Genomic DNA, 24,103 nt, shown 5'->3' on the forward strand with positions numbered 1-24,103 from the left:
GGCGGGGTCGCGACGCTACGGTGTGCGCGTCGGAGTGGTGTGAGGGGCAAGGGGCCTGGCGTGACGTCGTGGACCGAAGTGATCAACTATGTCCGGGTCCGGTACGAGGTGCTGGAGGAGACCGAAGACTGGCTGCGCTTCCGCCTCGGCACCGACGGGGAACGGACGCAGCAGGTCTCCGTGCACCACCTGCCGGACCTGGACGGCAAGGCGTGGGTGGAGATCTCCTCACCCGTCGGCCGCGCCGACGACGTGGACCTGCGCCGGTTCCTCGAGCTGGCGGGCTCGCCGGAGATCGGCGGAGCGGCGGTCGTGGACGGCCTCGCGCTGCTCAAGCACACGGCGCCGCTCGAAGACCTGAGCATTCGCGAGGAGTTCGAGCGCCCGCTCGCTCTCCTGGTCGCCCGCGCGGACACCCTCGAGCACGAGCTGACGAGCGACGACCACTTCTAAAGGGCTTCGAGCAGCTCCTCCGGCGTCTCCAGCTGCGGCAGGTGACCGGTGCGGGGGAGCAGCGTGAACGTCGACCCCGGGATCGCGGCGGCGTAGGCCTTGCCGTACTCGGGGCCGGCGATGCGGTCGCTCTCGCCCCACAGCACGTGGACGGGAATCCGCACGCCGCTGAGCCGTTCGAGCAGGGTCGGGTCGGACATCGTCGGGCCGGTGTAGCCGATCAGCGCTTGCACGTCCGGGCTCGGCCCGCCGGCGACCGGCTTGGGTGCCTTGGACGGGTCGTGCCACGAGTGCGCCTGGATCTCGGCGAGCGTGAAGCCGCTGATGTCGGTCACGGGATGGCCCTCGACCTCGACGCCGATCCCGTTGACGATCACCGCCGCACCGACGCGCGGGCCCCCGAGCAGGGTGATCTCGGCGGCCAGCCAGCCGCCGAACGAGTTGCCGAGCACCGTGACGCCGGTGAGGTCGCGCTCGTCCAGCATCGCGGCGTAGTACTGGGCGAGCTCGGCTACGCCCGTCAGCTCGGCGGGCTTCGGGGTGCCGCCGAACCCGGGATGGACGGGCGCGAGCACCTGGGAACCGGTGCGTTCGGCGAGCAGGCCGGCGAACTTGGTCATCGTGGCGGCGCCGCCACCGCCGTGCAGCAGCAGGTAGGTCTTCGTGGTCGTCATGTAAGGAACCTTAGATAAGGTTGCTTATCTAAGCAAGATGGTTAGGATCTTGAGTTGTGAAGCACCACGCCGCCGACGTCGCGCTCGCCGTGAAGCGCCTGCAGCACCGCCACCACCGTGCGCTGAGCCAGGCGCTGGCCCCGCTCGGGCTCTCGCTCGTGCAGTGGGACACCCTGCGCCACCTGCACCGGCAGCCGGACGCGTCGCTGCACGACCTCGCCGTGCTGACGTTCCAGACCGACCAGTCGTTCGGCTCGCTGGCGGTGCGGATGGCCGAGCGCGGGCTCATCGAGCGGGTCGCGGGGCCGGGACGGGCGGTGCGCCACAAGCTCACGGAGGAGGGCGCCCGGCTGCGGGCCGAGGGGCAGGAACTGGTCGACGGCATCGCCGAGACCTCGTTCAGCGCGCTGTCGGCCGCGCAGCTCGACCAGTTGGGCGACCTTCTGGACGCCGCGCTCGGTTCCTAGGCCAGCAACTTCGCGGCGGCCCAGGTGACCGCGTCGGCGGTCTCGGCGGGTTCGTTCGACGGCGCCATCACGTGGCTGAGCACGTGCCGGACGATCAGGTCGACCGCGATGTCGAGCTGCGGTGGCTTCAGGGACAGCTCGTAGGCCTTCAGGCAGTGCGACACCACCGTTTTGGCCGTGTCCAGCAGCCCGTCGGTGTGGGTGGTGAGCAGCGGCAGCAGTTCCGTGTTCGCGCCGTGCGTCGCGGAGACCACGGCGTGCAGCAAGGCGTTGTCGCGCGCCAGTTCCAGCACGTTGCGGACGGCGGCGTTGATCGCCTCGAGCACCTCGCCGGGGTGCTCGTCGAACGCGGTGGTGACTTCCCTGAGGAAGCGGTCGAGCTCAGCGAGCACGACCGCTTCCGCCAGCTGGGGTTTGGCGCCGACCTCGTTGTAGACGGTCTGCCGGCTCACGTTCAGCTCGGCAGCCAGCCGCGACATGGTGACCGCCTGCCAGCCCTGCTCGGTGATGAGCCTGGCGGTCACCGTGACGATGTCGTCGCGCAATGTCATGGGGCTCCGATGGAGACGAAGTCGACCTTTTCCCGCACCCCGCAGTCGGGGCAGCACCACGAGTCCGGGACGGCCGACCACGGTGTTCCGGCCGGGAACCCCTCGCGGGGAGCGCCAGCCGCGGCGTCGTAAACGTAACCGCAGCCCGGGCAACGGCCACCGGCGGCGTCCCCGTCGAGGGTCGCGATGGTCTCCTGCGCCGTGTGGTGAGGTGTGAGTGGCTGCGGGTAGCGGGCCAGCACTTTCGCTCGCTTGGGCGGGTGGATGTTCGCGAGGCTGATGTCGCCGCCGAAGTGGCGGAGCACCCGCGGGTCCATGACGCGGCGCCACAACGGCGGCACGAGCGCGAGCAGGATCATGCCCGCGTAGCCGGTGGGCAGCACCGGGGACTCCTCGAAGTCCCGAAGGGTCTGGTAGCGCCGCACCGGGTTCGCGTGGTGGTCGCTGTGCCGTTGCAGGTGGTACAGCAGGACGTTCGTGGCGATGTTGTTGGAGTTCCAGCTGTGGCTGGGGTTCACGCGCTCGTACCGCACGCGGCCGGGAATCCCGACCTTCTGCCGCAGCATGCCGTAGTGCTCCATGTAGTTCACGACCTCGAGCAACGAGAAGCCGACGACGGCCTGCAACACCAGGTACGGCAGGATTGCGGGCCCGAGCCACCACATCATCGCGCCCCACAGCACCGCGGACATCAACCACGCGTTGAGCACGTCGTTGCCGATGCGGTACGGGTGGTGGTCGCGACGGCCGTAGCGCTTCTTCTCCAGGTGCCAGGCGCTTTTCACCGACCCGCCGACCGTGCGCGGCCAGAACCGGTAGAAGCTCTCGCCGACCCGCGCGCTGGCGGGGTCCTCCGGTGTCGCGACGCGGACGTGGTGACCGCGGTTGTGCTCGATGTAGAAGTGGCCGTAGAAGCTTTGCGCCAGCGCGATCTTGGACAGCCAGCGCTCGTGGCTCTCCTTCTTGTGCCCCAGCTCGTGCGCGGTGTTGATGCCGATCCCGCCGATGGCGCCGATCGACACCGTGAGCCCGATCTTGTCCACAACGGACAGATCCTTGGTCGCGATCACGTAGAACGCCGTCACGAAGCCCGCGTACTGGATGGGCAGGAACAGGAACGTGATCCAGCGGTAGTAGCGGTCCTGCTCCAGCGCCTCGATCAGCTCGTCCGGCGGGTTGGAGCGGTCCAGGCCGGCCAGCAGGTCGATGGCCGGAACGATCACCAGCACGACGATCGGGCCGGTCCACAGCCAGACGCCCCAGCCGGTCAGCGCGTGCAGGCCCAGCGCCACGAAGGCGAGGGACGGCACCACCAGGCCGATCAGCCACAGGTAGCGCTTGCCGTCCCTCCATTGTTCGGTCGAGCCGGGTGTGACGGTGCCGGTCATCGCTCGCTCCTCCCGTTTGACAAAACCGTAGGAGATGTAAAGTCGGTTTGACAAGTGGGGGCGAGATGTAAAGTCAGGTGGATCGGTACACCTGGGCGGCTGCGTCGACGAACGCTCTGGTCAGCGGATCGTCCTTGGTCCACGCGATGACGACGGGGCTGGGTGGCAGGTCCTGGATCGGCACGACCTTCAGTTCGCTGCCGAGGTCGTGGCCGAGCGGGGCCAGGCCGACGGTTCCGTTCCACAGCACCGACTGGACACACTCCTGGACCGCGCGGACCGTGGGGCCCTGCCGGGGTTTGCCGCCGTTCCAGTAGTTCTGCCAGATCTCGTCGGTGCCTTCGGGGAACTGGAACCACGTGCGGTCGTCGAGGTCTGTCGTGGTGAGGTGATCCCGGTGGGCGAGCGGGTCGTCCGCTCTGAGGACCGCGCCCACCGGATCTTCGCGCAGGGCAAGGGTTCTGAGGCCATCGGTGGTGAACGGGCCGCGCGTGAGGGCGATGTCGACCTGGTTGGTGCGCAGGCCGCAGGTGGGGTCCGTCAGGTCGGCCTCACGGATGCGCACCTCGACGTTGGGATGCTTGCGCCGGAACGCTTTCGCGAGTGTGGCAGCGTTCTTGCCGTCGAGGATGCCGATGGTGATCGTTTTCGCGAGCCCGGATTTGATGCGGTCGGCGTGCTCGAGGAGAGCCTTCGCTTCGTGCAGCAGGGTATGGCCGGACTCGGTGAGCGTGACGCCGGCGGGGGAGCGGTTCAGCAGCGTGGTGCCGAGGCTGGTCTCGAGCTGCTTGATCGCGCGGCTCAGCGGTGGCTGGCTCATGTGCAGTCTCGTGGCGGCTCGGCCGAAGTGGAGTTCTTCGGCGACGGCGACGAAGTAGCGCAGTGTCCGCAGCTCCATGATCAGGCACGATACTCGTCCGGTATCGGGCCTGCGTTCTTGGTCTTGGACTGGTGGCGGGGTGCGGCGGTGAAGTGGGGGCATGAATCTTCCGGACCCCGTCGTCCAGATTTCCGGTGCTGTTGAGGTCGCTCCTGATGTTGTGGTGATCCCGAACAACGGTGTCGGTCTCGTGCCCAACATCGGGATCGTCGGCGGCACGGATGCCGTTCTCGTCGTGGACACGGGACTCGGCGTTGCCAACGCTTCCGACGTGCTCGCGTTCGCCACGGAGGTGGCTCGCGGGCGGCGGATCCACCTGACGACCACGCACTTCCACCCGGAGCACGCGTTCGGGGCCTCGGTGTTCGCCGGCTCGTACGTGGTGAACCGGGCTCAGGCGGATGACCTGCGGCGCAAGGGATCCGGCTACCTGGAGATGTTCCGCGGCTTCGGCGGCGCGATCGCCGACCGCCTGGACGGGGTCTCGGTTCCGGTGCCGGACGTCGTGTTCGACGGGGTGCACACGCTCGATCTCGGAGGTCGTTCGGTCGTGCTGCGTCCGACCGGGCGCGGGCACACGTTGGGAGATCAGGTGATCGAGGTGCCGGACGCCGGTGTGCTGTTCACCGGTGATCTCGCCGAGACCGGGCAGTTCGCGATCTTCCCGTGGTTCCCGCCGCACGACACCGACGTGTCCGGGGTGGCGTGGATCGAGGTGATGGACCGGTTGATCGCCGCTGCGCCTCGGATCGTGGTGCCGGGGCACGGGGCTACTGGTGGTCTCGCGGTGCTGGAAGGCGTTCGGGACTACCTGTGCGAGCTGAGGGACGAGACGTGGCGCCGGCGGGACTCCGCTGATGTCGTGGCCGAGGTGCGGGCGGTGCTGGTCGAGCGGCACCCCGAGTGGGTGGGGCAGGAGTGGATCGAGCGCGGGGTCGGGTGCCTGTGCGCTGAATAATCGCTTTGCGGGTTGACGACTCGCGCCTCACCCTGATGGCGTCATGGAGAACGGTTTTGGTACACGGCAAAGCGTGCCGTGGGATGTAGAACTTCTCAGCGATCGGTGCCTCGCTCCGCTGCCGGGAGACTGGCTGGCGCGGACCGCGGACGGGCTCGTCGCTCTCAACGCGGGATTCGTCTGCCCGGATCCGCTGATCGCCGAGGACTACGGCGATGAGGCGTGGCGGGAGCCGATCCCGGCGCTGCACACCTCACCGGACGGCCGGTACGCCGCCGTCGTGAACGACTACGGCAACTTCGGCACGGTGGTCGACCTGCTGTCCGGGGAGGTGGTGCTGCGCCTGGACCGCGACCACGTCCACACGGCGACGACCACCCCGTTCCCGATCGCGTTCCTGCCCGGCGACCGCGTGGTCGCGGCGACGGAAGTGAATCGGCTCGACGTCATCGACCTCAGGACCGGTGCCGTGCTCACGGAGCGGGAGACGGACTTCTCCGAGTACCACGGCCGGTTGACCGCGAGTCCGTGCGGCCGGTGGCTCCTGGACCACCGGTGGGTGTGGCACCCGGATGGCGCGCCCGCGGTCGTCGACGTCGACGAGTGGCTGCGGATCGGCGGCGACCCGCAGGGCACCTTCCTGGCCTTCCGCGACTACCCGTGGGACCAGCCGGTCGCATGGCTCGGGCCGGGAATCGTTGCGATTCAACGGACCGAGGATCGCTTTTTCGAGGGCGATGGCATCGAGATCTACAACGTCGAACAGCTCGGCGAACCGGACGAGCCGCCGATGGCGCTGTTGCCCGGCGTGACCGGGCCGATGTGGGCTCACGACGGGGCCCTGTACGTGAGCGACGAGGCCGGGTTGGAGGGGTGGGATCCCGAGCGCGAACTGCGATTCGGCGTGCTGGAAGGGTTCCGGCCGATCGCGCACCGCGACGGGGTCTTCGCCGAGCTGCGAGGCGGTCAGCTCTATAGCTTCAGTGTTGACTAAAGGTAGTCCTCACCGAGGTGGGCGCGGATGACCTTCTTGGGCACGCACAGGGTCCAGGCGCCGATGATGAGCTCGGTCATCTCCTCGACGTCGAGCTCGGCCATCGAGGCGTGCACCCACTGGAACCGCATGTCGGACTCGCTGGGGAACGCGAACTTGACCGGGTCGCTCGCGACCAGGGCCTCGCGTTCCTCGCGCGGATAACCGAAGCCCAGCACCGTCTCGTCGCGGGACAGGGCCGCGTAGACGATCTGGCCCACGCGGAACTTCACGCGGTCGCGGATCAGGTGTTCGGTGGTGCGCGGCAACGACAGTGCCACGGCCCGGATGTCGGCGACGTTGACCATCAGGCAATCCTGTACGCCGCGGCGCCGTTGTGCAGGTATTTGGCGCGACCGTTTTCGTCGGAACCGATCAGGGACATCACCCGGTGGCCGCCGAACCGCGGTTCGGTCTCGATGATCGTGTCGTCGCCGAGTCGCACGACCTCGGTGCGCGGCTTGACGTTGAACGACGCGGCCAGCTCGGTGCGCGGGTGGTAGAGCAGCGACGTGCCGGTGAGCGTGATGTCGAACAGGGGAGTGCGGTAGGTGCCGTGCATCGGGTCGTCGACGGGCGCGGGGTTCGCGGGCGGCACGGGTGGCGGGGCCATGTCGATGCCGTGTGCGGCGAAGACCTCCTGGGCCAGCGGCTCGCCGGTGGTGCTGTTGGTGAACACCGCGACGGCGAGGTTGCGGCCGGGGATCACGCGCAGGAACGCCTTCTGCCCCTTGGAGTTGCCGGTGTGGCCGAGGTCGCCGTCGCCGAAGATCATCCAGGCGAGTCCCCAGCCGCGGATGCTGTCGCCGAACTCCGGGACGTCGTCAAGCTGCGGTTCGCGCAGTGACGCGAGCGCCGGGTCGGTGAGGTGGTGGCGGACGAAGGTGAGCAGGTCGCGGGCGCTCATCGCGAGGTGCGAGCCGCTCGGCGCGGTGCGGTACGAGATGGCCCAGGGTGTGGTGGGTGTGCCTTCGGTGTGTCCCACTGCCACGCGGTGCAGGATCGCCTCGTACGGGTCGGTGGCGACGGTGGTCAGGCCGAGTGGCGTGACGAGGTGGTCGCGCAGTGCCTGGTGGAAACGCTTGCCGCGCACCACTTCCACGAGCCGGCCGAGAACGGCGAAGCCGGTGTTGGAGTAGGAGAAGAGGGTGCCGGGCGGGAGAAGCTGCTCCTCGTCGGCGAGGGTGGCGACGAACCTTTCCAGGGCGTCGTCGTTGCGGCCGGTGTCGGTGAAGTGGTTGGCCGCGATGCCGCTGGTGTGGGTGAGCAGGTGCCGGGCGGTGATGGTCTCGGTGGCGTGGCGGTCGCTGAGTTGGAAGCCCGGGAAGCGGTTCTTGACGGGCTGGTCGAGGTCGAGTGCGCCTTCGGCCGCCAGTTGCGCGACGAGGGTCGCGGTCCAGAGCTTGGTGATCGAGCCGACTTTGAACACCGAGTCGGTGGTGGTCTCGACCTTGGTGTGCAGGCTGAGCACGCCGGCTGCCTCGTCGTGGATCTCGCCGTCGTGGAGCACGGCGACCTGCGCGCCGGGGACGTCGTACTTCTCGATGAGCTCGCGCAGGTTCATCAGGCGATCCTCGGCAGGGCGTTGCTGTTGTGGAGGAACTTCGCGCGGCCGGTCTCGTCGCGGCCGACGAACGTGAGGACGTAGTGGGTGCCGAAGTCCGGTTCCTTCGTGATGATCGAGGCCTCGTCGAAGCGGACGATCTCGGCGCGATCGTGGATGTCGCGGGAGGTGTAGGTGAGGAACGCGCTGCCGTCTTCCTCGCTGATGGTGTAGTTGCCCTTCGTGCCGCGGTAGGTGCCGTGCATCCAGTCTTCGACCGGTTCGGGGTCGGGTGGTGGCGTGAGGCGGGGCGGGGTCTCGACGCCGACCAGGTCGCGGAGGGTGTGCGTCATGACCTCGTGGGCCAGCGGGGCGCCGCCGAGGCCGTTGGTCAGGACGGCTACCGCGACCTGCTTTTCCGGGACGACGCGCAGGAACGCCTTCTGGCCGATGGTGGTGCCGGTGTGGCCGACCACGCCGTCGCCGTAGAGCATCCAGCCGAGGCCCCAGTGCGGCGCCGAGACGTTCGGGGGCACGGGGACCTGGGGTTCTCGCAGTTCGGCGAAGTCCGTGAAGTGCAGGCGGATGAACGTCAACAGGTCGTGCGCGCTCATGGCCAGTTGGGCGCCGCCGGGGGAGTTGGAGTACGCGAGGGCCCACGTCTTCACGGGGTTGAGCACGCCGTCTGTCTGTTCGTGGCCGACTGCTGCGCGGTGCAGGATCGCTTCGTAGGCGTTGGTGGAGACCGTCTGCAGGCCTAGCGGAGTGACGAGCTCTTCGCGCAGTACGTCGTGGAACGGTTTGTCGCGCAACACCTCGATGAGCCGGCCCAGGACGGCGAACCCGGTGTTGCTGTAGGAGAACATCGCGCCGGGCGGGAAGAGCTGGTCTGCCGGTGTGAGGGTGGCGACGAACCTCGCGACGGCGCTGTCGTCCATCCCGGTCTCGGTGAAGTGGTTGCCGTCGATGCCGCTCGTGTGGGTGAGCAGGTGGCGTGCGGTGATTCCTTCGACCAGTTCGAGGTTCGGCAAATAGTGATGAATCGGACAATCGAGATCGAGAACGCCTTCGTTCACCAGTTTCTGGGCCAAAGTCGACGTCCAGATCTTCGTGATCGAGCCGATCTGGAACACCGAGTCCGTTGTCGTCTCAATTCGCGTCCGCAGGCTCAGCACGCCCGCCGCGTGCTCCTCGATCTCCCCGTTGGCCAGCACCGCGACCTGCGCGCCCGGCACGGTGTGACGCTGGACCAGTTCAGCCAGATTCCACCCCATGGAAAGACTCTATAGAGGCCGGCCACCCAATTGAGACCGGGACGAATTCCGGAAGTGTGAGAGCGTGGCCACACTTGATTCCTCTTTTCACTCGATCGGGTGAAAAGTGGTGCAATGAACTTAAGACGGTCCCTTCCGGCTCTTCTTGCGCTCGTGCTCACCGCGTCCTTCTTCGCGGTCGGCACGGCCGAGTCGGGGACACCGAAGCAGAGTCCCGTCAACGTCACGCCGAACGCGATCCGGTTCGACCCGAACGCGCCCAAGCTCGACGTGACCTACGGGCACTCCGCGCTGGAACTGAAGTACATCCGCAAGGACGCGGACAAGCCCGACGGCTGCACGACCCGCGACCACGAAGAGACCGAGGAAGCGGACGTCCAGCCCGGCGCGGGCCACGTCATCGTCGCCGGCACCAGGTACGACCTGGTGCAGTTCCACTTCCACACGCCGTCCGAGCACCAGTTCGCCGGCCACCACACCCCGCTCGAGATGCACCTCGTCCACCGCAGCGCGGAGGGCAAGCTGCTCGTCGTCGGCGTCCCACTGGTCGTCGGCGCGCACTCGGTCGTGGACGACGTCCTGGCGCAGCTCGCGCCGGAGTGCGGCGCCCCGGTCGACGTCGAGCCGATCAACCTCAACCGGTTGCTGCCGGCGTACAACAACCACACACTGCACTACACCGGCTCGCTCACCACGGCGCCGTTCACCGAGGGCGTCGAGTGGTACCTGACGGGTGAGCAGCACGTGACGGCGGCGACGATCGCGCGCTTCAAGGGGCTGTTCACGGCGGGCAACGCTCGTGCGACGCAGCCGCTGAACGGGCGGACGCTGGTCGAGGTTCCGCGCATCTGATCTGCGGCTCGCCGGGAAGGCCGGCTCCCTGCCGTGGGGTCGGCCTTCTTCGGTGTTGGGGGCTCGGGTGATTCGGGTTGGGCGCCGCGGCATCGCGCACGCGCCGCGGCAGGCGAAGCAGGGCGGCGACCTTGCCGTGTTCCGCAGCCCGCAGATGTGGCTCGCCACTTCTGATGATGGCCGATGTCGCGGGCTCCACGTCCGGGCGCTGGTCGAGGTTCCGCGCATCTGATCTGTGGCGTGTCGAGAAGGCCGGCTCCCTGCCGTGGGGCCGGCCTTCTTCGGTGTTGGGGCACGGGGGATTCGGGCTAGGCGCTGCGGCGCCGCGCACGTGCCGCGGCAGGCGAAGCAGGGCGGCGACCTCGGCGGCCAACATCACGGCGTTCAACCTCGGCGACGCCGGTGGGGCGTGGCTCGGCGGCGTGGCCATCGGGAACGGCCTCGGCTCCACCGCGCCGAACTGGAGCGGCGCGGTGCTGGGGGTCTGGCGGGCGCGGGCATCTCGATCGGGCTGGGCGAGCGTGTGAGCAGCGGCACCCGCGGAAGCCTTCTGAAGCGCGTCAGAAGGCCCGTAAAATCGTTCAAGTTGCTAACTAATCCGAGCCAAGGGGAGCCGTGAACACCACCCGCGCCATGACCGCGCTCGCGCTCGGCGGGTTCGGCATCGGTACGACCGAGTTCGCGACGATGGGGCTGTTGCCGCAGATCGCGGAGACCTTCGGGATCCAGGACTACGAGGCGGGCCATGCGATCAGCCTCTACGCCGCCGGTGTGGTGGTCGGGGCGCCGTTGATCGCGGTGCTCGGGGCCAAGCTGCCGCGCAAGGGGATGCTCATCGGGCTGATGCTCGCGGTGGCGCTGGGCAACGGGTTGAGTGCCGCGGCTCAGGACAAGACGCTGCTGCTCGTGGCGCGGTTTGTCGCGGGGTTGCCGCACGGGGCGTTCTTCGGCATTGCGGCGGTGGTGGCGGCGACGCTCGTTGCTCCCGAACGGCGTGGCACGGCTGTTGCGCGTGTGATGGTCGGTCTGACCGTGGCGAACCTTGTGGGCGTGCCGCTGGCGACGGCGGCGGGGCAGCAGATCGGGTGGCGCACGGCGTACCTGGCGGTGGCGGTCATCGCGCTGGTCACGGCCGCGGCGATCGGGGCGTGGGTGCCGCGGATGCCCAAGGTCGAGGGCGCGTCGATGAAGGGCGAGGTCCGGGCGTTCGGGCGGCCGACGGTGTGGTTCGCGATCTTCACCGGCATGATCGGGTTCGGTGGCATGTTCGCCGTCTACTCCTACGTCGCGCCGCTGACGACCGAGGTCGCGGGGCTCTCCCAGACTGCGGTGCCGTGGATGCTCGCGGTGTTCGGGCTGGGCATGACGCTCGGGGCGACGTTCGGCGGGCGGTTCGTGGACCGGTCGGCGATGGGCTCGGTGTTCGGCGGGCTGGTCGCGGTGTGCCTGATCCTGGTCCTCTTCGGACTGACGGCGACCGTGCCGGTGTTCCTGTTCGTGAACCTGTTCCTGCTCGGCTTCGTCGTGCAGATCCTCGCGGCCGCGCTGCAGATCCGGCTCATGGACGCCTCGCCGGACGCGCCGTCGCTGGCCTCGTCGTCCAACCACTCGTCGCTCAACGTCGCGAACGGCGCGGGCGCGTGGCTCGGTGGCCTGGCGATCGCGGCCGGCTGGGGCTACACGTCCACGGCCTGGGTCGGGGTGGCGCTGTCGTTGGCGGGCCTGGCAATTGCCACAGCGTCGGTGGTCTACGAGCGGCGCGCCTTCAAGCGCGACACCACGAACCAGACGATGGCGATGGCCAGTGCGGCGAGCACCGCCGTGGAGACCCAGCCCAGGTAGCGGTCGATCACCGAGTAGTTCTCGCCCAGGAAGTAGCCCGCGAGGATCAGCGCGGAGTTCCAGACGAGGCTGCCCGCCGCGGTGTAGAGGGTGAACCGGGCGATCGGCATCCCGGACACCCCGGCGGGGATGGAGATCAGGCTCCGCACCACCGGCACCATCCGCCCGAGGAACACGGCCGCGTTGCCGTGCTTGTCGAACCACGCATCGGCTTTGTCCACATCGGACTCGGACACGAACGGCAGCTTGCCGAACAGACGCCGCGTGCGGTCCAGACCCAGCCAGGAACCCAGGAAGTACAGCACCAGAGCGCCGGCGACCGAGCCGGCCGTGGTCCACAGGATGGCGGCGACCAGCGAGATCCTGCCCTGAGTGGCGGTGAACCCGGCCAGTGGCAGGATCACCTCGCTCGGCACCGGCGGGAACACGTTCTCCAGCGCGACCGCCAGTCCCGCGCCGGGCGAGCCGAGCGCCTCCATCAGCGCAGTGATCCACTCCATGACCTGATCTACCCGTTTTGCCCCGCCCCTCAACCCGCGGGTGGAGAAGGATCTCCACCCTGGCTACGGCGCCGGGTCCACGCGCTGACCTGCCCGAATTCCTAACGTTGTCGCCATGACAGGGACTCTGCAGATTGTGCTGATCGCCGCGGCCATCCTCTACGTGATGGCGCGGCGGTTGATGGGGGAGCCCGCCGTGGGCAAGCGGCTGCTGGTGCTCCCGGCGGTGCTCGGGATCATCGGGCTGACGCAGACGTCGGTGCACTCGGTGACCGCGGTCGTGTTCCTCGCCGCCAGTGCGGCGCTCAGCGTCGTCTTCGGTCTGCTGCGCGGGCTGACGATCCGAACGTACGAGCAGAACGGCATCGTGATGCTCCGCTACACGGCCATGACGATCGTGCTGTGGGTGGCCAGCATCGCCGCGCGGCTGGCCGCCGTGTTCGTGATGAACCTGATCGACCCGAGCGCGGTGCAGGCGGGCAACGGGCTGATGCTCGTGGTCGGCGCGGGCCTGCTCGCCGAGGGGCTGGTCGTGCTGTCCAAGGCCGTGCGGGTGGGCGGTCAGGTCGTGTGGTCGAAGGGACGCAGGGGAGCGCCGCACCGCACGTCGCCGGTTTTGGACTCGTGGCAGCAGAAGGTTCGCAACGGGCATGATTCATCCCGATGAGCTTCGCTGACGGGTTGTTCCGGCCGCTGGTCACGCTGGTGATCGCCGTGGTCACGGTGATCCACCTGATCGACCGCCCGCCGAGCCTGCCCGGGCTGACCTGGGCCCTGACCGCCGTGGCGATCGCCGCGGCGGTCACGTCCGCGTTCGTGCTCGACCGGCTGCCCGAAGGCTGGGCCGTCGCGGTGCTCACCGTGTTCGTGCTGGTCAGCGCCCTGCTGTTCGCGCTGGCACCGGCCACCGCGGCGGTCGCGTACGTGTTCCTCGCGACCAGCACCGCCGGGCGGCGCCTGCGGTCCTTCCAGGTCGCGGTCGTCTTGGCGGTCGCCGGGTCGGTGCTCGCCACGATCACCACGTGGCTGGTCAACGTGCCGGACGCGCCGCCGTGGTGGCTGTGCCTCACGGCGGGACTGCCGGTGCTCTTCGGCCTGATCCGCCGCGAACGAGCCAACGCCCAGGTGGCCGCCGAGTACGCCGCGGCGCTGGAGGAACGCGGCCGGATCGCGCACGAGATCCACGACGTGGTCGGGCACTCGCTGTCCGGCATCGCCGTGCAACTGGACATGGCCGACGCCCTGCACGCCGCGGGCAAGTCCGGCGAGGCCAACGAAGCCGTGCTGCGCGCCCGCGCGTTGGCGGTCTCCGGGCTGAAGGAGACCCGGCGGGCCGTGCACGCGTTGCGGGATGCCGCGGTGCCGTTGCCGGAGTCGATCTCCCGGCTCGCGGAGAGCCACGGCGCGTCGTTCCGCGTCATCGGTGAGGACCCGGTGAGCGTGGAGATCGCGCAGGCCATCATCCGTGCCGCGCAGGAAGCCCTGACCAACGCGCACAAACACGCACCTGGCGCCGAAGTGGACCTGGTGCTCGAGTACACGGCCTCGACGATCAGGCTGACCGTGACCGACAACGGGCCGGCGCAGGAGCAGCAGTGCGGCGGAATGGGCCTGGCGGGCATGCGGGAGAGGGCTGCTCTGCTCGGTGGGACACTGTTCGCAGGACGCGAGGGTCCAGGGTGGACGGTCAGGATGGAGCTGCCCCGATGATCAGGCTGTTGATCGTGGACGACCAGGCGGCGGTCCGCGACGGGCTCGCCGTCATGCTCGACCTCGACCCGGACATCACCGTCGTCGGCACCGCGTCCAACGGCCAGGAAGCCCTTGCGGCCGTGGAGGAACTCGGCCCCGAGGTCGTGCTGATGGACCTCAACATGCCGGTCATGGGCGGCGCCGGGGCCACCGCGGCGTTGCGGCACTCGCACCCGGACCTGCCGGTCGTCGTGCTCACCACGTTCGACGACGACGAGTCGATCCTGGCGGCGTTGCGCGCGGGTGCCCGCGGCTATCTGACCAAGGACGCCGACCGGCGCACGATCATCCAGGCCGTGCGCGGCGCCCACGCCGGCAACGCGATCCTCGACCCGGCCGTGCAGCTGCGGTTGCTGGACCTCGCGAGCCGCACACCCGCGCAGGACCCCGGATTCGACCTGACCGCCCGCGAACGCGAGGTGCTCGACCTGATCGGCGAGGGCCTGCGCAACGGCGAGATCGCGCGGCGGCTGTTCATCAGCGAGGCGACCGTGAAGACGCACATCAACAACCTGTTCGCCAAGGCGGACCTGCACTCCCGCGCCGACGCGGTCAGGCTCGCCCTGGCGCTCAGGGGCTGAACCTCAGCCTTCCGGGTGCGTCGGCGGATCGCACGGAACCTTGCCGACGACGACGTGAGCCGTCTGCTCGCCCCAGCTCTCGCGCGGGCCACCGCAGCCCCACCACACCTGACCGGCGAGGTCGTGGTGCTGGTAGTCGTTGTAGTAGCTGAGCACGATCAGCATGCCCGGCGTCGGGAACGGCAGTGTCGGGTCGGCGGTGGCCGGCGCGGCGGTCGCGGTCACGACGGCAGCGGCGAACAAGGTCGTCGCCAGTGCACGCTTGAACATCGAGTGGTCCTCTCCTGTCAGGGCATTCCACCTGATGAGGCGTTCCATCCCGTTCCAGGACCGTTCCGCGGGACCGGATATGAGGCATGATCGCGATCGCGGCCGAACTAATCCGATGAATCATGTAAACCGCAGTCAAGTTCCGTCACTTTAGTTGACACTGCAGGTCGAGACCTCCTACCTTCGACTACGTAAAGGCCATCGCTCCGCCGCCCCGATGTGCTCCCCCTGTCGTACGCCGCCAGGAAGGACGCACCGAACGATGGAATCGCGTATCACCCGCAGGGCCGCACTCACAGCCGCAGCCCTGATGTTCGTCACCGTCAATCCAGCGTCGGCTCTCGCTCCCGCGTGGGCACCGAATCCCGCGACCGACGGCCTCAAGGCGTTCGAGGGCATCGAGGTCGACCGCGGCAACAAGTTCCCCGACCGCAAGGGCAAGTACATCGTCGTCGAGGGCGACCACTACCGGTTCAACATCTGGAAGAACGACCGCGACACGACCGGTGGCGGTGACCGTCAGCGCACCGAGTCCAAGGGCATGGTCTCGGGCGGCAATGCCATCAAGATGAAGAACGGCGAGACCTGGGTCATCTCGTACGAGATGTACATGCCGGCATCCCTGCACGGCACCAGCAAGTTCACGCACATCTTCCAGACCAAGACACCCAGCACCAACGGCGGCCCGTGGACGACCTTGTCGTTGAGCCGCAGCGGTAGCACCGAAACCATCCGGGCGCGCGCGTTCAGCACGTCCGGCGCTCCGGACATCGCTTCCACGAACCTGGCCCCGTTGCGCGACAAGTGGGTCACGGTCGAGTGGACGATCACGCCGGGCTCGAGCGGCACGGTCGGCTTCGTGCTGCGCAACGGCACGGGTGCGAACGCGCCGATCGCGGTGCAGGGCAAGCGTTCCGGCGTGCGGATCCCGGACGAGGGCGACTACGTCCGTCCGAAGTGGGGCATCTACCGCTCGGTGGAGAGCGCCTCGTCGGACATCCTGGACACCTACATCAACTTCCGGAACTACACGGCCACCAAGAAGTGAGCTGAGCAGCGGGCGGGCGCCGCACGTGGCGTCCGCCCGTCAGCATGGTGATGTGAAGGCCACGTCCGGGAACCGCTGGTTCCACTCCTGCTCGGTGATCCGCCGCGGCGAGGCGCAGGCCTGTCGTTGCGCCCAGCCGAGGTCGAGGGTCCACACCTCGGCGGTGTGGTCGGTGCTGGCGGTGAGCATCCGGCCGTCCGGGCCGAACGACACCGACTGAGCCGGTCCGTTGTGGCCGGTCAGCACGGCCTGCGGCACCGGGTGCGCGGGGTCGTCCACCGTCCACACCCGCACCGTCCGGTCGTCGGCGGCCGTGGCGACCGTGCGCCCGTCCTGGCTGAACGCGACCGACATGATCACCTCCGCGTGGCCCTGCAGGGTCGCGATCTCGCGCGGAGCCCGCCGGTCGTGCACGTCCCACAGCTTCGCGGTCCTGTCGTCGCTGCCGGTGGCGAACGTGCGGCCGTCGGGCCGGTAGGCGATGGCGGCGACCATGTCGGTGTGCCCGGTCGCCAGCCGTGCCACCGGTACCGGCTCGCGCGGGTTCACGACGTCCCAGAAACGCACGGTCCGGTCGTCGCTGCTCACCGCGATCGTGGTGCCGTCCGGGCTGAACGCGACCTGCTTGACGTTGAGCTCGAACCCGGTGAGCGTCGCGATCTCCTGCCCGGTGGCGACGTCCCACAGCTTGGCGGTGCGATCCCAGCTGCCGGTGGCGACCGTCCTGCCGTCGCGGCTGAACGCGACCGAGTACACGGCGTCCGCGTGGCCTGCGAGGGTGGCGATCCGGCGGCCGTCGATCGTCCACAGCCCGGCGGTCCTGTCGCCGCTGCCGGTGGCGATGGTCCTGCCGTCGGGGCTGATCGCCATCGAGTAGATGTTGCCGCCGTGACCGGTGTCGATCACCAGCGGCTTCTGCGGAGCCGCCGTGTTCCAGACTCGCAGTGTCCGGTCTCGTGCGGCCGTGACGATCCGTGTGCCGTCAGGGGTGAACTGCGCGGCGTTGACGTAGTCGCGGTGGCCCGTCAGCGGGGTGGCCAGCGTGCTGATGAGCCCGTCGCGGGCCTCGGGCGTCGGCACGAGCCGGTACGCGGCGAGCGCGAGCTGGGCCGCGAGACCGGGGTCGGTCTGCCGTTGCGAGACCGCCTCGGCCGCGACCTTCTGCGACAACGCGGTGTTGCGCTGGTCGGTGACATCGCGTTCGGCGACCACCGCGCGGACGGTCGCGATCGTGCTGATCACCAGCAGCACGGCCAAAAGTGCGCTGAGATACCGCATCCGCCGCGACCGGGTGCGCGCGGCGGCCAGCTCGGTCTCCTCGGCGGTGACAGCGGCGTCGAGGAACGTGCGTTCGCGCGCCGTCAGCGACGACCGGTCGAGGTCGCGGGCCAGTGCGAGACGAGTGCCGCGGTACAGGGAACCGGGATCGCGGTCGTGCGACTCCCACACGTCGGTGGCGTCGGTGAGCTCGCGGTGCCGGCGCAGGCTTTCCCGATCGTCGTCGAGCCACGCCCGCAGCCGCGGCCAGCGGCGGATCAACGCCTCGTGGGTGATCTCCACACTCGTCCGGTCCAGGGTGACCAGCCGTGCCGCCGCCAGGTGTTCCAGGACCTCGTCCGCCTCGGCGTCGAGCTCGCGGCGTTCGATGCGGCGTTTGGTGTCCTCGGTGCCCTGACCGAGCGCGACGAGCCGGACGAACACCTCGCGCGCGCGTTGCTGTTGCTGCGGCGACAACTGGCGATAGGCGGTCTCCGCGGTCTGGGCGATGGCCTCCGAGATGCCGCCGGCGAGCTGGTAGCCCACGACGGTCAGCATGCCGTCACGCCGGCGCCGCCACGTCTCCAGCAGAGCGTGGGACACGAGCGGCAGCACACCGGGTTGTGCGACCGCCTCCTCGATCACCCGGTCCACCAGCGCGGGTTCCAGCCGGCACCCGGTGACGGCGGCCGGTGTCACGATCGCCGCCCGCAGCTCCTCGTTCGTCATCGGGCCGACCAGGAGCTGGCCGTCGCGCAGCACCTCGACCAGCACGGGATGCGCCGCGCAGTGGGCGTAGAAGTCCGCCCGCACGCCGATGACGACGTGCCTGCGGGACAGCGCCTCGATGAACTCGGCCCGCTCCGCCTTGTCCTGGCACAGCGTGAAGAGCTCCTCGAACTGGTCGACGACGAGCAGCCGGTCGTCGTCCGGCACCGCGGCGAGCCTGGCCGCCGGACGCGCGCCGGGCGTGATCACGACCGCGGGACCTGCCTCGAGGCCGTGCGCGCCGGTCCCGCGAGCGTGCAGCAGTCCCGCGTGCAGCAACGACGACTTGCCGGACCCGGAAGGCCCGATCACCGCGGTGAAGCGACGTGCGGCGACGAGCGCGCACAGCTGCCGGACCAGCTTGTCGCGCCCGAAGAAGCGGTCCGCCTCCTCGACGCCGAACGCGGCCAGCCCGACGTACGGCGTCCTGTCCGGCACGGCGGTGGTGTCACCACGAAGCTCGGTCTGAGCGGCGTGCCAGCGCTGGGTCCACTCGTCCTGGTCGCCGTCGCACGCGTGCACGTAGGCGAGCGTGACCTCGAGCGTCGGCAGCTTCTGGCCCGCCGCGGCTCCGGCGAGCGTTGACGCGGAGAAATGAGCCCGTATCGCGAGCTCGCGGTACGGGGGACTGCCGGCCTTCTCCCGCAGCAAGCGCAGGTCGGCGGCGAACTCGGTCAGCACTGATCCGTCGGCTTTCAACGGCCGTTCGGCTCGCGGCACCGGGCTCTCCCCTCGCAGCCGAGTTATTCGGCATGGAACAAACTACCGGCCGGGTGGCCCCCTGATCGTGACGAGGTCTACCGTTGATTGCCTTCTCTTCGTGGAGGTAGACGGTGCGAGGCGCGATCGCGGCGGGCCACCCGCTCACCGCACAGGCGGGCGCGGCGATGCTGCGCGCCGGAGGAAACGCGGTCGACGCGGCCGTCGCGGCCATGTTGACGTCGTGCGTGACGGAGCCGCTGCTGACCGGCCTCGGCGCCGCCGGGTACATGCTCATCGCCCCGGCCAGCGAGACCCCTGTGCTGCTGGACTTCTCGGCTGAGGCACCGGGCCGCGACCCGCAGGCGACCAGGGCTCCCCTCGACCCCATCACCGTCCACTTCGGTGACGCGTCGCAGGAGTTCCACGTCGGACCGTCGTCGGTCGCCGCGTACGGAATGCCCGCCGGGGCCGCGAAAGCCGCCACCTACGGACGGGCGCCGCTCGAAGAACTCGTTGCGATAGCGGCGAAACACGCCCGCGAAGGCCACCGGGTCAACCGGTACCAGGCCTACGTCACCTCACTGCTGCTGCCGCTCGCCCACAGCGCGGGCCTCACCGCGTTCGAGGAAGGCGAGCTTCTCGTCCAGCCGCACGTGGCCGAAGCCCTGGAGCGCCTGGGCAAGGACGGAGCGGACCCGTTCTACACCGGCGACATCGCGGCGGCGATCGCGGACGAGATCACCGCGAACGGCGGCGACCTGAGCCGCAAGGACCTCGCGGCCTACGAGGTCGCTTGCAGGGAACCGCTGCACGTGCGTCACCGCGGCCGTGACATCCACACGAACCCACCACCCGCGGCGGGCGGTGCGTTGCTCACGCAGATGCTGGAAGCGTTGCCGGACAACCCGTCGCAACATGACCTCATCCGCGCGATGGCCGCCCCGAAGACGCACCTGAACCGTCTCGGCTCCACCACGCACATCTCCGTGCTCGACGCCGACGGCACGGCGTGCTCGGTCACGACGACGAACGGCGCGGGCTCCGGCATCTCGATCGCGGGCGTGCACCTGAACAACATGATGGGGGAGGAGGACCTGTCGCCCGACGGGTTCTTCAGCCACGCGCCCGGCGACCGGCTGCCGTCGATGATGTCGCCGACCGTCGTGACCAACCACGGCGGCGCGGAGCTCGTGCTCGGCAGCGCGGGGTCGAGCCGGATATGCGGCGCGATCCTGCAAGTGCTCGTGAACGTCCTCGACCGCGGAATGCCCGCCCAGGACGCCGTCGACGCACCCCGGCTGCACCTCAGCGGAGATCATCTCCAGGTCGAACCGGGAATTCGACCGGAAACTGAACTCCCGGTTACGCGATTTCGCGCGCCGAGCATGTTCTTCGGCGGTTGCCAGGTCGTCGAGATGACCGGATCAGGCCTGCTCAGGGGTGGTGGAGATCACCGTCGCGACGGTGCCGTCGTCATTGTGTGAGACGTTGCCCGCATAATGGGAAAATTAGTTTCCTGATTCACCAGTCAACAAGCACGATGGCTGCGTGACGGCACTACGCGAGAGATCCTCCTCGCCGCTCCTGTCCCGAACGTTCCTGCAACTGTCCGTCATCAGCGTCGTGTCCGGCGTGTCGATGGCGTTCGCCATGCCGTTCGGCTCCCTGTTCCTCACCTCCGAGATCAAGGTCTCGCCGGTCCAGCTCAGCGTCTTCCTGATCGCGAGCCCGCTCGCGTCGGTGGTCGCCAGCACGATCATGGGCAAGTTGTCGGACGGCCGCGTGCAGCGCCGGTACATGCTCGTGGCGGGCGGCCTCGCCGGCGCGATCGGCTACGGGCTGTTCTCCGTGCTGCGCGACTACTGGCTCCTGCTCGGCGCGTCGGTGATCTTCGTGGCGATCACGTCGTCGTTGCTGCCGCAGCTCTTCGCCTACGGCCGTCAGGTCTCACAAGGACCGTCGATGACCGTCAGCGTGCTGCGCACCCTGCTGTCGGTCGCGTGGGTGGCCGGTCCGCCGCTGGCCGCGCTGGTCGTCGCCAACATCGGCTGGGTGGGCCTCTTCGGCGCCTCGGCGATCCTCCAGCTCGGCGTCGCGGTGCTCGCGATCCTGCTGCCCGTTCCCCCGGCGGAACCCGAACAGCCGAAGGTCGAGGAGACCGGGCACTCGCGTGCCGGGTTCTCGATCGTCACGGCCGCGTTCGTGTTCCTGCAGGGCTCCGTCTCGCTCGCGGTCGGCGGTCTGCCGCTGTTCGTCACGTCCAACCTCGAGGGCACGGCGGGCGACGCGGGTCTCGCGATGGGACTGTGCGCGGCGCTGGAGATCCCGATGATGCTGTGGTTCGGCTCGCTGGCCAACCGGATGTCGCAGCACAAGCTCGTCGTCATCGGCGCGGCGATCTCGTTGAGCTACCACGGCTTGATGGTGTTCACCCACGCCGTCTGGCAGGTGATGGTGTTGCAGCTGCTGCACGCCACCGTCATCTCGTTGATCATGGGCGTCGGCATCACGTACTTCCAGAGCCTCGACCCCGAACGGCCCGGCCACGCCACCACGATGTTCAGCAACACCCAGATCATCGGCGGCATGGTCGCGGGCGCGCTGCTGGGTGCGGCCCAGCAGTTCGGGTTCCGCTGGGTCTACGGGTTCAGCCTCTCCATGTGCGTGCTGGGGCTGGTGTTGCTGCTCGTCGCGGGCAAGGTCAGGGCAGCCGCGGAACCACGGCTTTCGCCAGCTCTGTAGCACCAGGGCACAACGACGTGCCCTCGTTGAGCTTCTCCTCCGAGAGGATCACGCGCACGACCTCGTACCGCTCTTCCGGCCCTGGTTTCGCGATGCGCTGCCGGATCTTCACCTGGCACACGCCCTCGTCGGACTCCGGGTCCAGATAGGCGAGCAGCCCGCGGCCGACGTCGATGACCGTGCCGTCGTGGGAGTCGAACGCCGGTTGGCGGCTGAACTCGATCTGGATCTGCCGCGGGTCGTAGTCCCAGCCGCAGCCCCACGACCCGAGCTCGTTCCACGGGTACGGGGTCGCCGCGGACTTCAGCTGCGGCTCCAGGTTCTCCGGCTTCAGCAGACTGCACGCGTCGACGTTCGCGAGAGAGTCCTTCGGCCACGGCTCGGTGCGCCGCGGGATCTGGCGCTCCGTCAGCACAGCGCGCGCGTGTTCGCCCGCGACCTGGGCGATGTCGCACAACGGCCGACTGGAATCGCCCTTGGTCTCGATCTGCAGGCTGTTGCCGTCGACCAGCACGATCGACTTCGTGCAGGACTCCTTGGTGGTCCCGATCTGCGTGACCGCGCCGAGCTGCCCGGTCGGCTTCGTGGTGCCGTACTGGACGAACTGCTTGACGAAGTAGTCGACCACCAGACCGTCGTCGCCCTTCTCGTCGAACGCGAGCCAGCTGGTACAGCCGTTGATCCAGTACGAGTTCAGGGCGCTGGTGTCGACGTGGTGGGGCTGGAAGCGCTGGAAGTCGTCCTTGCTCGCGGTCAGCCCGCACACGTCCATCGTGCGGGGATCGCCGACCGTGCCGGCCACGGGCAGCCGTGAGTAGATCACCGCACCGGCCACGACCACGGCGACGAGTGCGGCGGCACCGATCACGACCGCCTTGCGGCGCCGCGGGTTCGGGAGCTTCACGCCCTCGAGCAACGCGCGGACGTTCTCGGTGGCGGGCCGGTCCTGCGGGTCGCGCTGCATCAGCTGCGCGAGCAGGTCGCCGAACGGGCCCGAGTGCTGTGGCGGCGTGATGTCGTAGGCCTTGGCGCGGCGGAGCTGTTCGGAGGATCCGGCGTCCGGGGATCCCCACGGCGACGTGCCCTCGACGGCGGCGAAGAGCGTGGCGCCCAATGCGAACACATCGGACGCCGGCCGTGCCTCGTGGCCGTCCGCCACCTCGGGCGCCAGGTACGCGGCGGTTCCGGCCACGTCACCGCCGCCGACGCGGGTCTGTTCCGCCCACCGCGAGATGCCGAAGTCGCTGAGCTTCGCCACGTCGTTGTCGCCGACCAGGACGTTGCCGGGCTTCACGTCCCGGTGGACCATGCCCTTCGCGTGCATGGCGGCGAGCGCGTCCGCGAGTTGTGTGCCGATCTTCGCGGCCCGTTGCGGGCTGATCGGGCCGTCCGCCTCGATGATCTCCGCCAGCGACCGCGACGGCAGGTACTCCATCACCAGCCACTGGTCGGCGCCGTCGCTCACCGTGCCGTGCACGGTGATGACGTTCGGGTGGCTGAGCTCGCCGCCGATGCGCGCCTCGTGCCCCGCGTCGCCCTCCCGGGGCCGCTTCAGCGCGACCGTTTCCTGCAACCGCAGGTCGGTCGCCCGCCACACCTCCCCCATGCCGCCCGCACCGAGGTGCTCTTCGAGCCGGTACCTGTCCGCGATAGTGCGTCCAACCACGAACTGGGATCTTAGGGACGGGTCCCCACCTCGCGGGTGCACACTGCGAAGAATTGTTCGGACAAAAATATTCCAGCCACATGAGATTTGGGGGGAATGACGTGTACGAGAGTCTGGCGCGTCAGGCGCCCAAGACGGTGCCCGGTGGCATCGTCGCGTTGGCGGTCACGGGCCGTGTGAACAGCGCGCCCGTCGACGGCCACACCGTGGTGTTCGGGCGCAACCGGCCCGAGGTCGACATCTGTGTGGGGGAGAGCGACCTGCGGGTGTCACGACGGCACGGCGCGCTGACGTGCCGCGAGGGTGCGTGGTGGGTGAGCAACCTCGGGCGGCTGCCGATCCGGTTGCCGAAGTCGCGGTGGCTGTTCCCGGACGAGGACGCGGTGCCTCTGACCGACGGCTACACGCCGTTGTTCATCCGCGGTACCCGCGACCGCGAACACCTGCTGGAGCTCTACGTGGCGGGCCCGGACGGTGGCCAGCCCGCGGTGCCGCACGGTGCCGTGACCGAACCTCCGCGCCGATGGAGGCTCACCGACGACGAACGGCTGCTGCTCGTCGTGCTCGGCCAGCGCTACCTCATGCACGAGGCGAACCCTCAGCCGTTGGCCCGCCAGCACGTCGCCGAGGTGATGGCCGAGCTGCGGCCCGACGAGGCGTGGAGCCACAAGAAGGTCGAGCACATGGTCGCCGCCGTGCGCTCCCGGTTGTCGCGTGAGGGCGTGGCGGGGCTCGTACGCGAAGAGGTCGGCGAGCCCGTCGGCAACGCGTTGAACGACAACCTCATGCGGGAGCTCGTGCTGTCGACGACCTTGGTGCCGCCGGATCTGGCGTTGATCGACGCTCTGTCCTGAGTAGATAGTTTTGCGAACGAAGCAAGGTCGTTGCGGCACAACGTGAGT

General features: G+C 69.0%; 25 protein-coding genes. 14 read left to right on the forward strand and 11 right to left on the reverse strand.

Features of this window, described 5'->3' with window-relative positions:
* The first annotated feature begins 60 nt into the window (after positions 1-60).
* Positions 61-453 carry a hypothetical protein gene (locus tag ABZ345_RS12725; protein ID WP_359846445.1) on the forward strand — a complete coding sequence of 131 codons (393 nt, stop codon included), beginning with the start codon at positions 61-63 and terminating at the stop codon, positions 451-453.
* Here ABZ345_RS12725 and ABZ345_RS12730 read toward each other — a convergent pair.
* On the reverse strand, positions 450-1,127 hold the full coding sequence (locus tag ABZ345_RS12730; protein ID WP_359846448.1) for an alpha/beta hydrolase: 678 nt from the start codon (positions 1,125-1,127) through the stop codon (positions 450-452). The genes ABZ345_RS12725 and ABZ345_RS12730 overlap by 4 nt on opposite strands.
* A 56-nt stretch (positions 1,128-1,183) precedes the next feature.
* On the opposite strand from ABZ345_RS12730, the gene ABZ345_RS12735 reads away from it, so the two are divergent.
* Entirely contained in the window at positions 1,184-1,594 is a 411-nt protein-coding gene (locus ABZ345_RS12735; RefSeq protein WP_359846451.1) for a MarR family transcriptional regulator, read from the forward strand.
* Here the strand turns inward: ABZ345_RS12735 and ABZ345_RS12740 are convergent.
* From ABZ345_RS12740 to ABZ345_RS12750, 3 genes are all read right to left on the reverse strand, one after another.
* On the reverse strand, positions 1,591-2,145 hold the full coding sequence (locus tag ABZ345_RS12740) for a TetR/AcrR family transcriptional regulator (protein ID WP_359846454.1): 555 nt from the start codon (positions 2,143-2,145) through the stop codon (positions 1,591-1,593). The genes ABZ345_RS12735 and ABZ345_RS12740 overlap by 4 nt on opposite strands.
* Positions 2,142-3,533, reverse strand: coding sequence for a fatty acid desaturase (locus ABZ345_RS12745; protein WP_359846457.1), 1,392 nt, complete (start codon positions 3,531-3,533; stop codon positions 2,142-2,144). Before ABZ345_RS12745 ends, ABZ345_RS12740 begins: the two co-directional genes overlap by 4 nt.
* A 73-nt stretch (positions 3,534-3,606) precedes the next feature.
* Positions 3,607-4,431 (reverse strand): LysR family transcriptional regulator, encoded by an 825-nt coding sequence (locus ABZ345_RS12750; RefSeq protein ID WP_359846460.1) that lies wholly within the window; start codon positions 4,429-4,431, stop codon positions 3,607-3,609.
* 82 nt (positions 4,432-4,513) lie between these two features.
* Here ABZ345_RS12750 and ABZ345_RS12755 point away from each other — a divergent pair, with 82 nt between their 5' ends.
* The gene (locus ABZ345_RS12755) at positions 4,514-5,371 is read left to right on the forward strand and encodes an MBL fold metallo-hydrolase (RefSeq protein WP_359846462.1); all 858 of its coding nucleotides are present in this window, start codon (positions 4,514-4,516) and stop codon (positions 5,369-5,371) included.
* Between the two features lie 73 nt (positions 5,372-5,444).
* Positions 5,445-6,365, forward strand: coding sequence for a hypothetical protein (locus ABZ345_RS12760; RefSeq protein ID WP_359846465.1), 921 nt, complete (start codon positions 5,445-5,447; stop codon positions 6,363-6,365).
* Here ABZ345_RS12760 and ABZ345_RS12765 read toward each other — a convergent pair.
* From ABZ345_RS12765 to ABZ345_RS12775, 3 genes are read right to left on the reverse strand one after another with little or no spacing between them, the layout of a single operon-like run.
* Entirely contained in the window at positions 6,362-6,712 is a 351-nt protein-coding gene (locus ABZ345_RS12765; protein WP_359846468.1) for an MmcQ/YjbR family DNA-binding protein, read from the reverse strand. The two genes, ABZ345_RS12760 and ABZ345_RS12765, sit on opposite strands and share 4 nt — an antisense overlap.
* Complete coding sequence (locus ABZ345_RS12770) at positions 6,712-7,968, reverse strand: serine hydrolase domain-containing protein (protein WP_359846471.1); 1,257 nt, start codon at positions 7,966-7,968, stop codon at positions 6,712-6,714. The genes ABZ345_RS12765 and ABZ345_RS12770 overlap by 1 nt, the downstream gene beginning before the upstream one ends.
* Positions 7,968-9,221: a serine hydrolase domain-containing protein gene (locus ABZ345_RS12775; RefSeq protein WP_359846474.1), complete on the reverse strand. Its 1,254-nt coding sequence runs from the start codon at positions 9,219-9,221 to the stop codon at positions 7,968-7,970. The genes ABZ345_RS12770 and ABZ345_RS12775 overlap by 1 nt, the downstream gene beginning before the upstream one ends.
* 153 nt (positions 9,222-9,374) lie before the next feature.
* On the opposite strand from ABZ345_RS12775, the gene ABZ345_RS12780 reads away from it, so the two are divergent.
* From ABZ345_RS12780 to ABZ345_RS12790, 3 genes are all read left to right on the forward strand, one after another.
* Complete coding sequence (locus ABZ345_RS12780; protein WP_359846477.1) at positions 9,375-10,073, forward strand: carbonic anhydrase family protein; 699 nt, start codon at positions 9,375-9,377, stop codon at positions 10,071-10,073.
* A 176-nt stretch (positions 10,074-10,249) separates the two neighbouring features.
* Positions 10,250-10,600, forward strand: a complete 351-nt coding sequence (locus ABZ345_RS12785) for a hypothetical protein (protein ID WP_359846643.1) — start codon at positions 10,250-10,252, stop codon at positions 10,598-10,600.
* A gap of 88 nt (positions 10,601-10,688) precedes the next feature.
* Positions 10,689-11,915 carry an MFS transporter gene (locus tag ABZ345_RS12790; RefSeq protein ID WP_359846480.1) on the forward strand — a complete coding sequence of 409 codons (1,227 nt, stop codon included), beginning with the start codon at positions 10,689-10,691 and terminating at the stop codon, positions 11,913-11,915.
* On the opposite strand, the gene ABZ345_RS12795 is transcribed toward ABZ345_RS12790, so the two are convergent.
* Positions 11,822-12,415: a DedA family protein gene (locus tag ABZ345_RS12795; protein WP_359846483.1), complete on the reverse strand. Its 594-nt coding sequence runs from the start codon at positions 12,413-12,415 to the stop codon at positions 11,822-11,824. The genes ABZ345_RS12790 and ABZ345_RS12795 overlap by 94 nt on opposite strands.
* 115 nt (positions 12,416-12,530) lie before the next feature.
* On the opposite strand from ABZ345_RS12795, the gene ABZ345_RS12800 reads away from it, so the two are divergent.
* From ABZ345_RS12800 to ABZ345_RS12810, 3 genes are read left to right on the forward strand one after another with little or no spacing between them, the layout of a single operon-like run.
* Complete coding sequence (locus tag ABZ345_RS12800; protein WP_359846486.1) at positions 12,531-13,082, forward strand: DUF1453 domain-containing protein; 552 nt, start codon at positions 12,531-12,533, stop codon at positions 13,080-13,082.
* Positions 13,079-14,125 carry a histidine kinase gene (locus ABZ345_RS12805; RefSeq protein WP_359846489.1) on the forward strand — a complete coding sequence of 349 codons (1,047 nt, stop codon included), beginning with the start codon at positions 13,079-13,081 and terminating at the stop codon, positions 14,123-14,125. The genes ABZ345_RS12800 and ABZ345_RS12805 overlap by 4 nt, the downstream gene beginning before the upstream one ends.
* The gene (locus tag ABZ345_RS12810) at positions 14,122-14,748 is read left to right on the forward strand and encodes a response regulator transcription factor (RefSeq protein ID WP_359846492.1); all 627 of its coding nucleotides are present in this window, start codon (positions 14,122-14,124) and stop codon (positions 14,746-14,748) included. Before ABZ345_RS12805 ends, ABZ345_RS12810 begins: the two co-directional genes overlap by 4 nt.
* 3 nt (positions 14,749-14,751) lie before the next feature.
* On the opposite strand, the gene ABZ345_RS12815 is transcribed toward ABZ345_RS12810, so the two are convergent.
* On the reverse strand, positions 14,752-15,018 hold the full coding sequence (locus ABZ345_RS12815) for a DUF6289 family protein (protein ID WP_359846495.1): 267 nt from the start codon (positions 15,016-15,018) through the stop codon (positions 14,752-14,754).
* Between the two features lie 262 nt (positions 15,019-15,280).
* On the opposite strand from ABZ345_RS12815, the gene ABZ345_RS12820 reads away from it, so the two are divergent.
* Positions 15,281-16,066, forward strand: a complete 786-nt coding sequence (locus tag ABZ345_RS12820) for a hypothetical protein (protein ID WP_359846498.1) — start codon at positions 15,281-15,283, stop codon at positions 16,064-16,066.
* A 39-nt stretch (positions 16,067-16,105) separates the two neighbouring features.
* Here ABZ345_RS12820 and ABZ345_RS12825 read toward each other — a convergent pair whose 3' ends face one another.
* Positions 16,106-18,811, reverse strand: coding sequence for a WD40 repeat domain-containing protein (locus ABZ345_RS12825; RefSeq protein WP_359846501.1), 2,706 nt, complete (start codon positions 18,809-18,811; stop codon positions 16,106-16,108).
* Between the two features lie 113 nt (positions 18,812-18,924).
* On the opposite strand from ABZ345_RS12825, the gene ABZ345_RS12830 reads away from it, so the two are divergent.
* Positions 18,925-20,277, forward strand: coding sequence for a gamma-glutamyltransferase (locus ABZ345_RS12830; RefSeq protein WP_359846504.1), 1,353 nt, complete (start codon positions 18,925-18,927; stop codon positions 20,275-20,277).
* A gap of 64 nt (positions 20,278-20,341) precedes the next feature.
* Complete coding sequence (locus ABZ345_RS12835) at positions 20,342-21,535, forward strand: sugar efflux transporter (RefSeq protein WP_359846506.1); 1,194 nt, start codon at positions 20,342-20,344, stop codon at positions 21,533-21,535.
* Here ABZ345_RS12835 and ABZ345_RS12840 read toward each other — a convergent pair.
* Positions 21,495-23,201, reverse strand: a complete 1,707-nt coding sequence (locus ABZ345_RS12840) for a serine/threonine-protein kinase (RefSeq protein WP_359846509.1) — start codon at positions 23,199-23,201, stop codon at positions 21,495-21,497. The genes ABZ345_RS12835 and ABZ345_RS12840 overlap by 41 nt on opposite strands.
* Positions 23,202-23,302: 101 nt before the next feature.
* Between ABZ345_RS12840 and ABZ345_RS12845 the strand changes: the two genes are divergently transcribed.
* Entirely contained in the window at positions 23,303-24,055 is a 753-nt protein-coding gene (locus ABZ345_RS12845) for an FHA domain-containing protein (protein ID WP_359846512.1), read from the forward strand.
* The last annotated feature ends 48 nt before the right edge of the window (positions 24,056-24,103 follow it).

The organism is Lentzea sp. NPDC005914 (assembly GCF_040629405.1).
Taxonomy (GTDB): Bacteria; Actinomycetota; Actinomycetes; order Mycobacteriales; family Pseudonocardiaceae; genus Lentzea.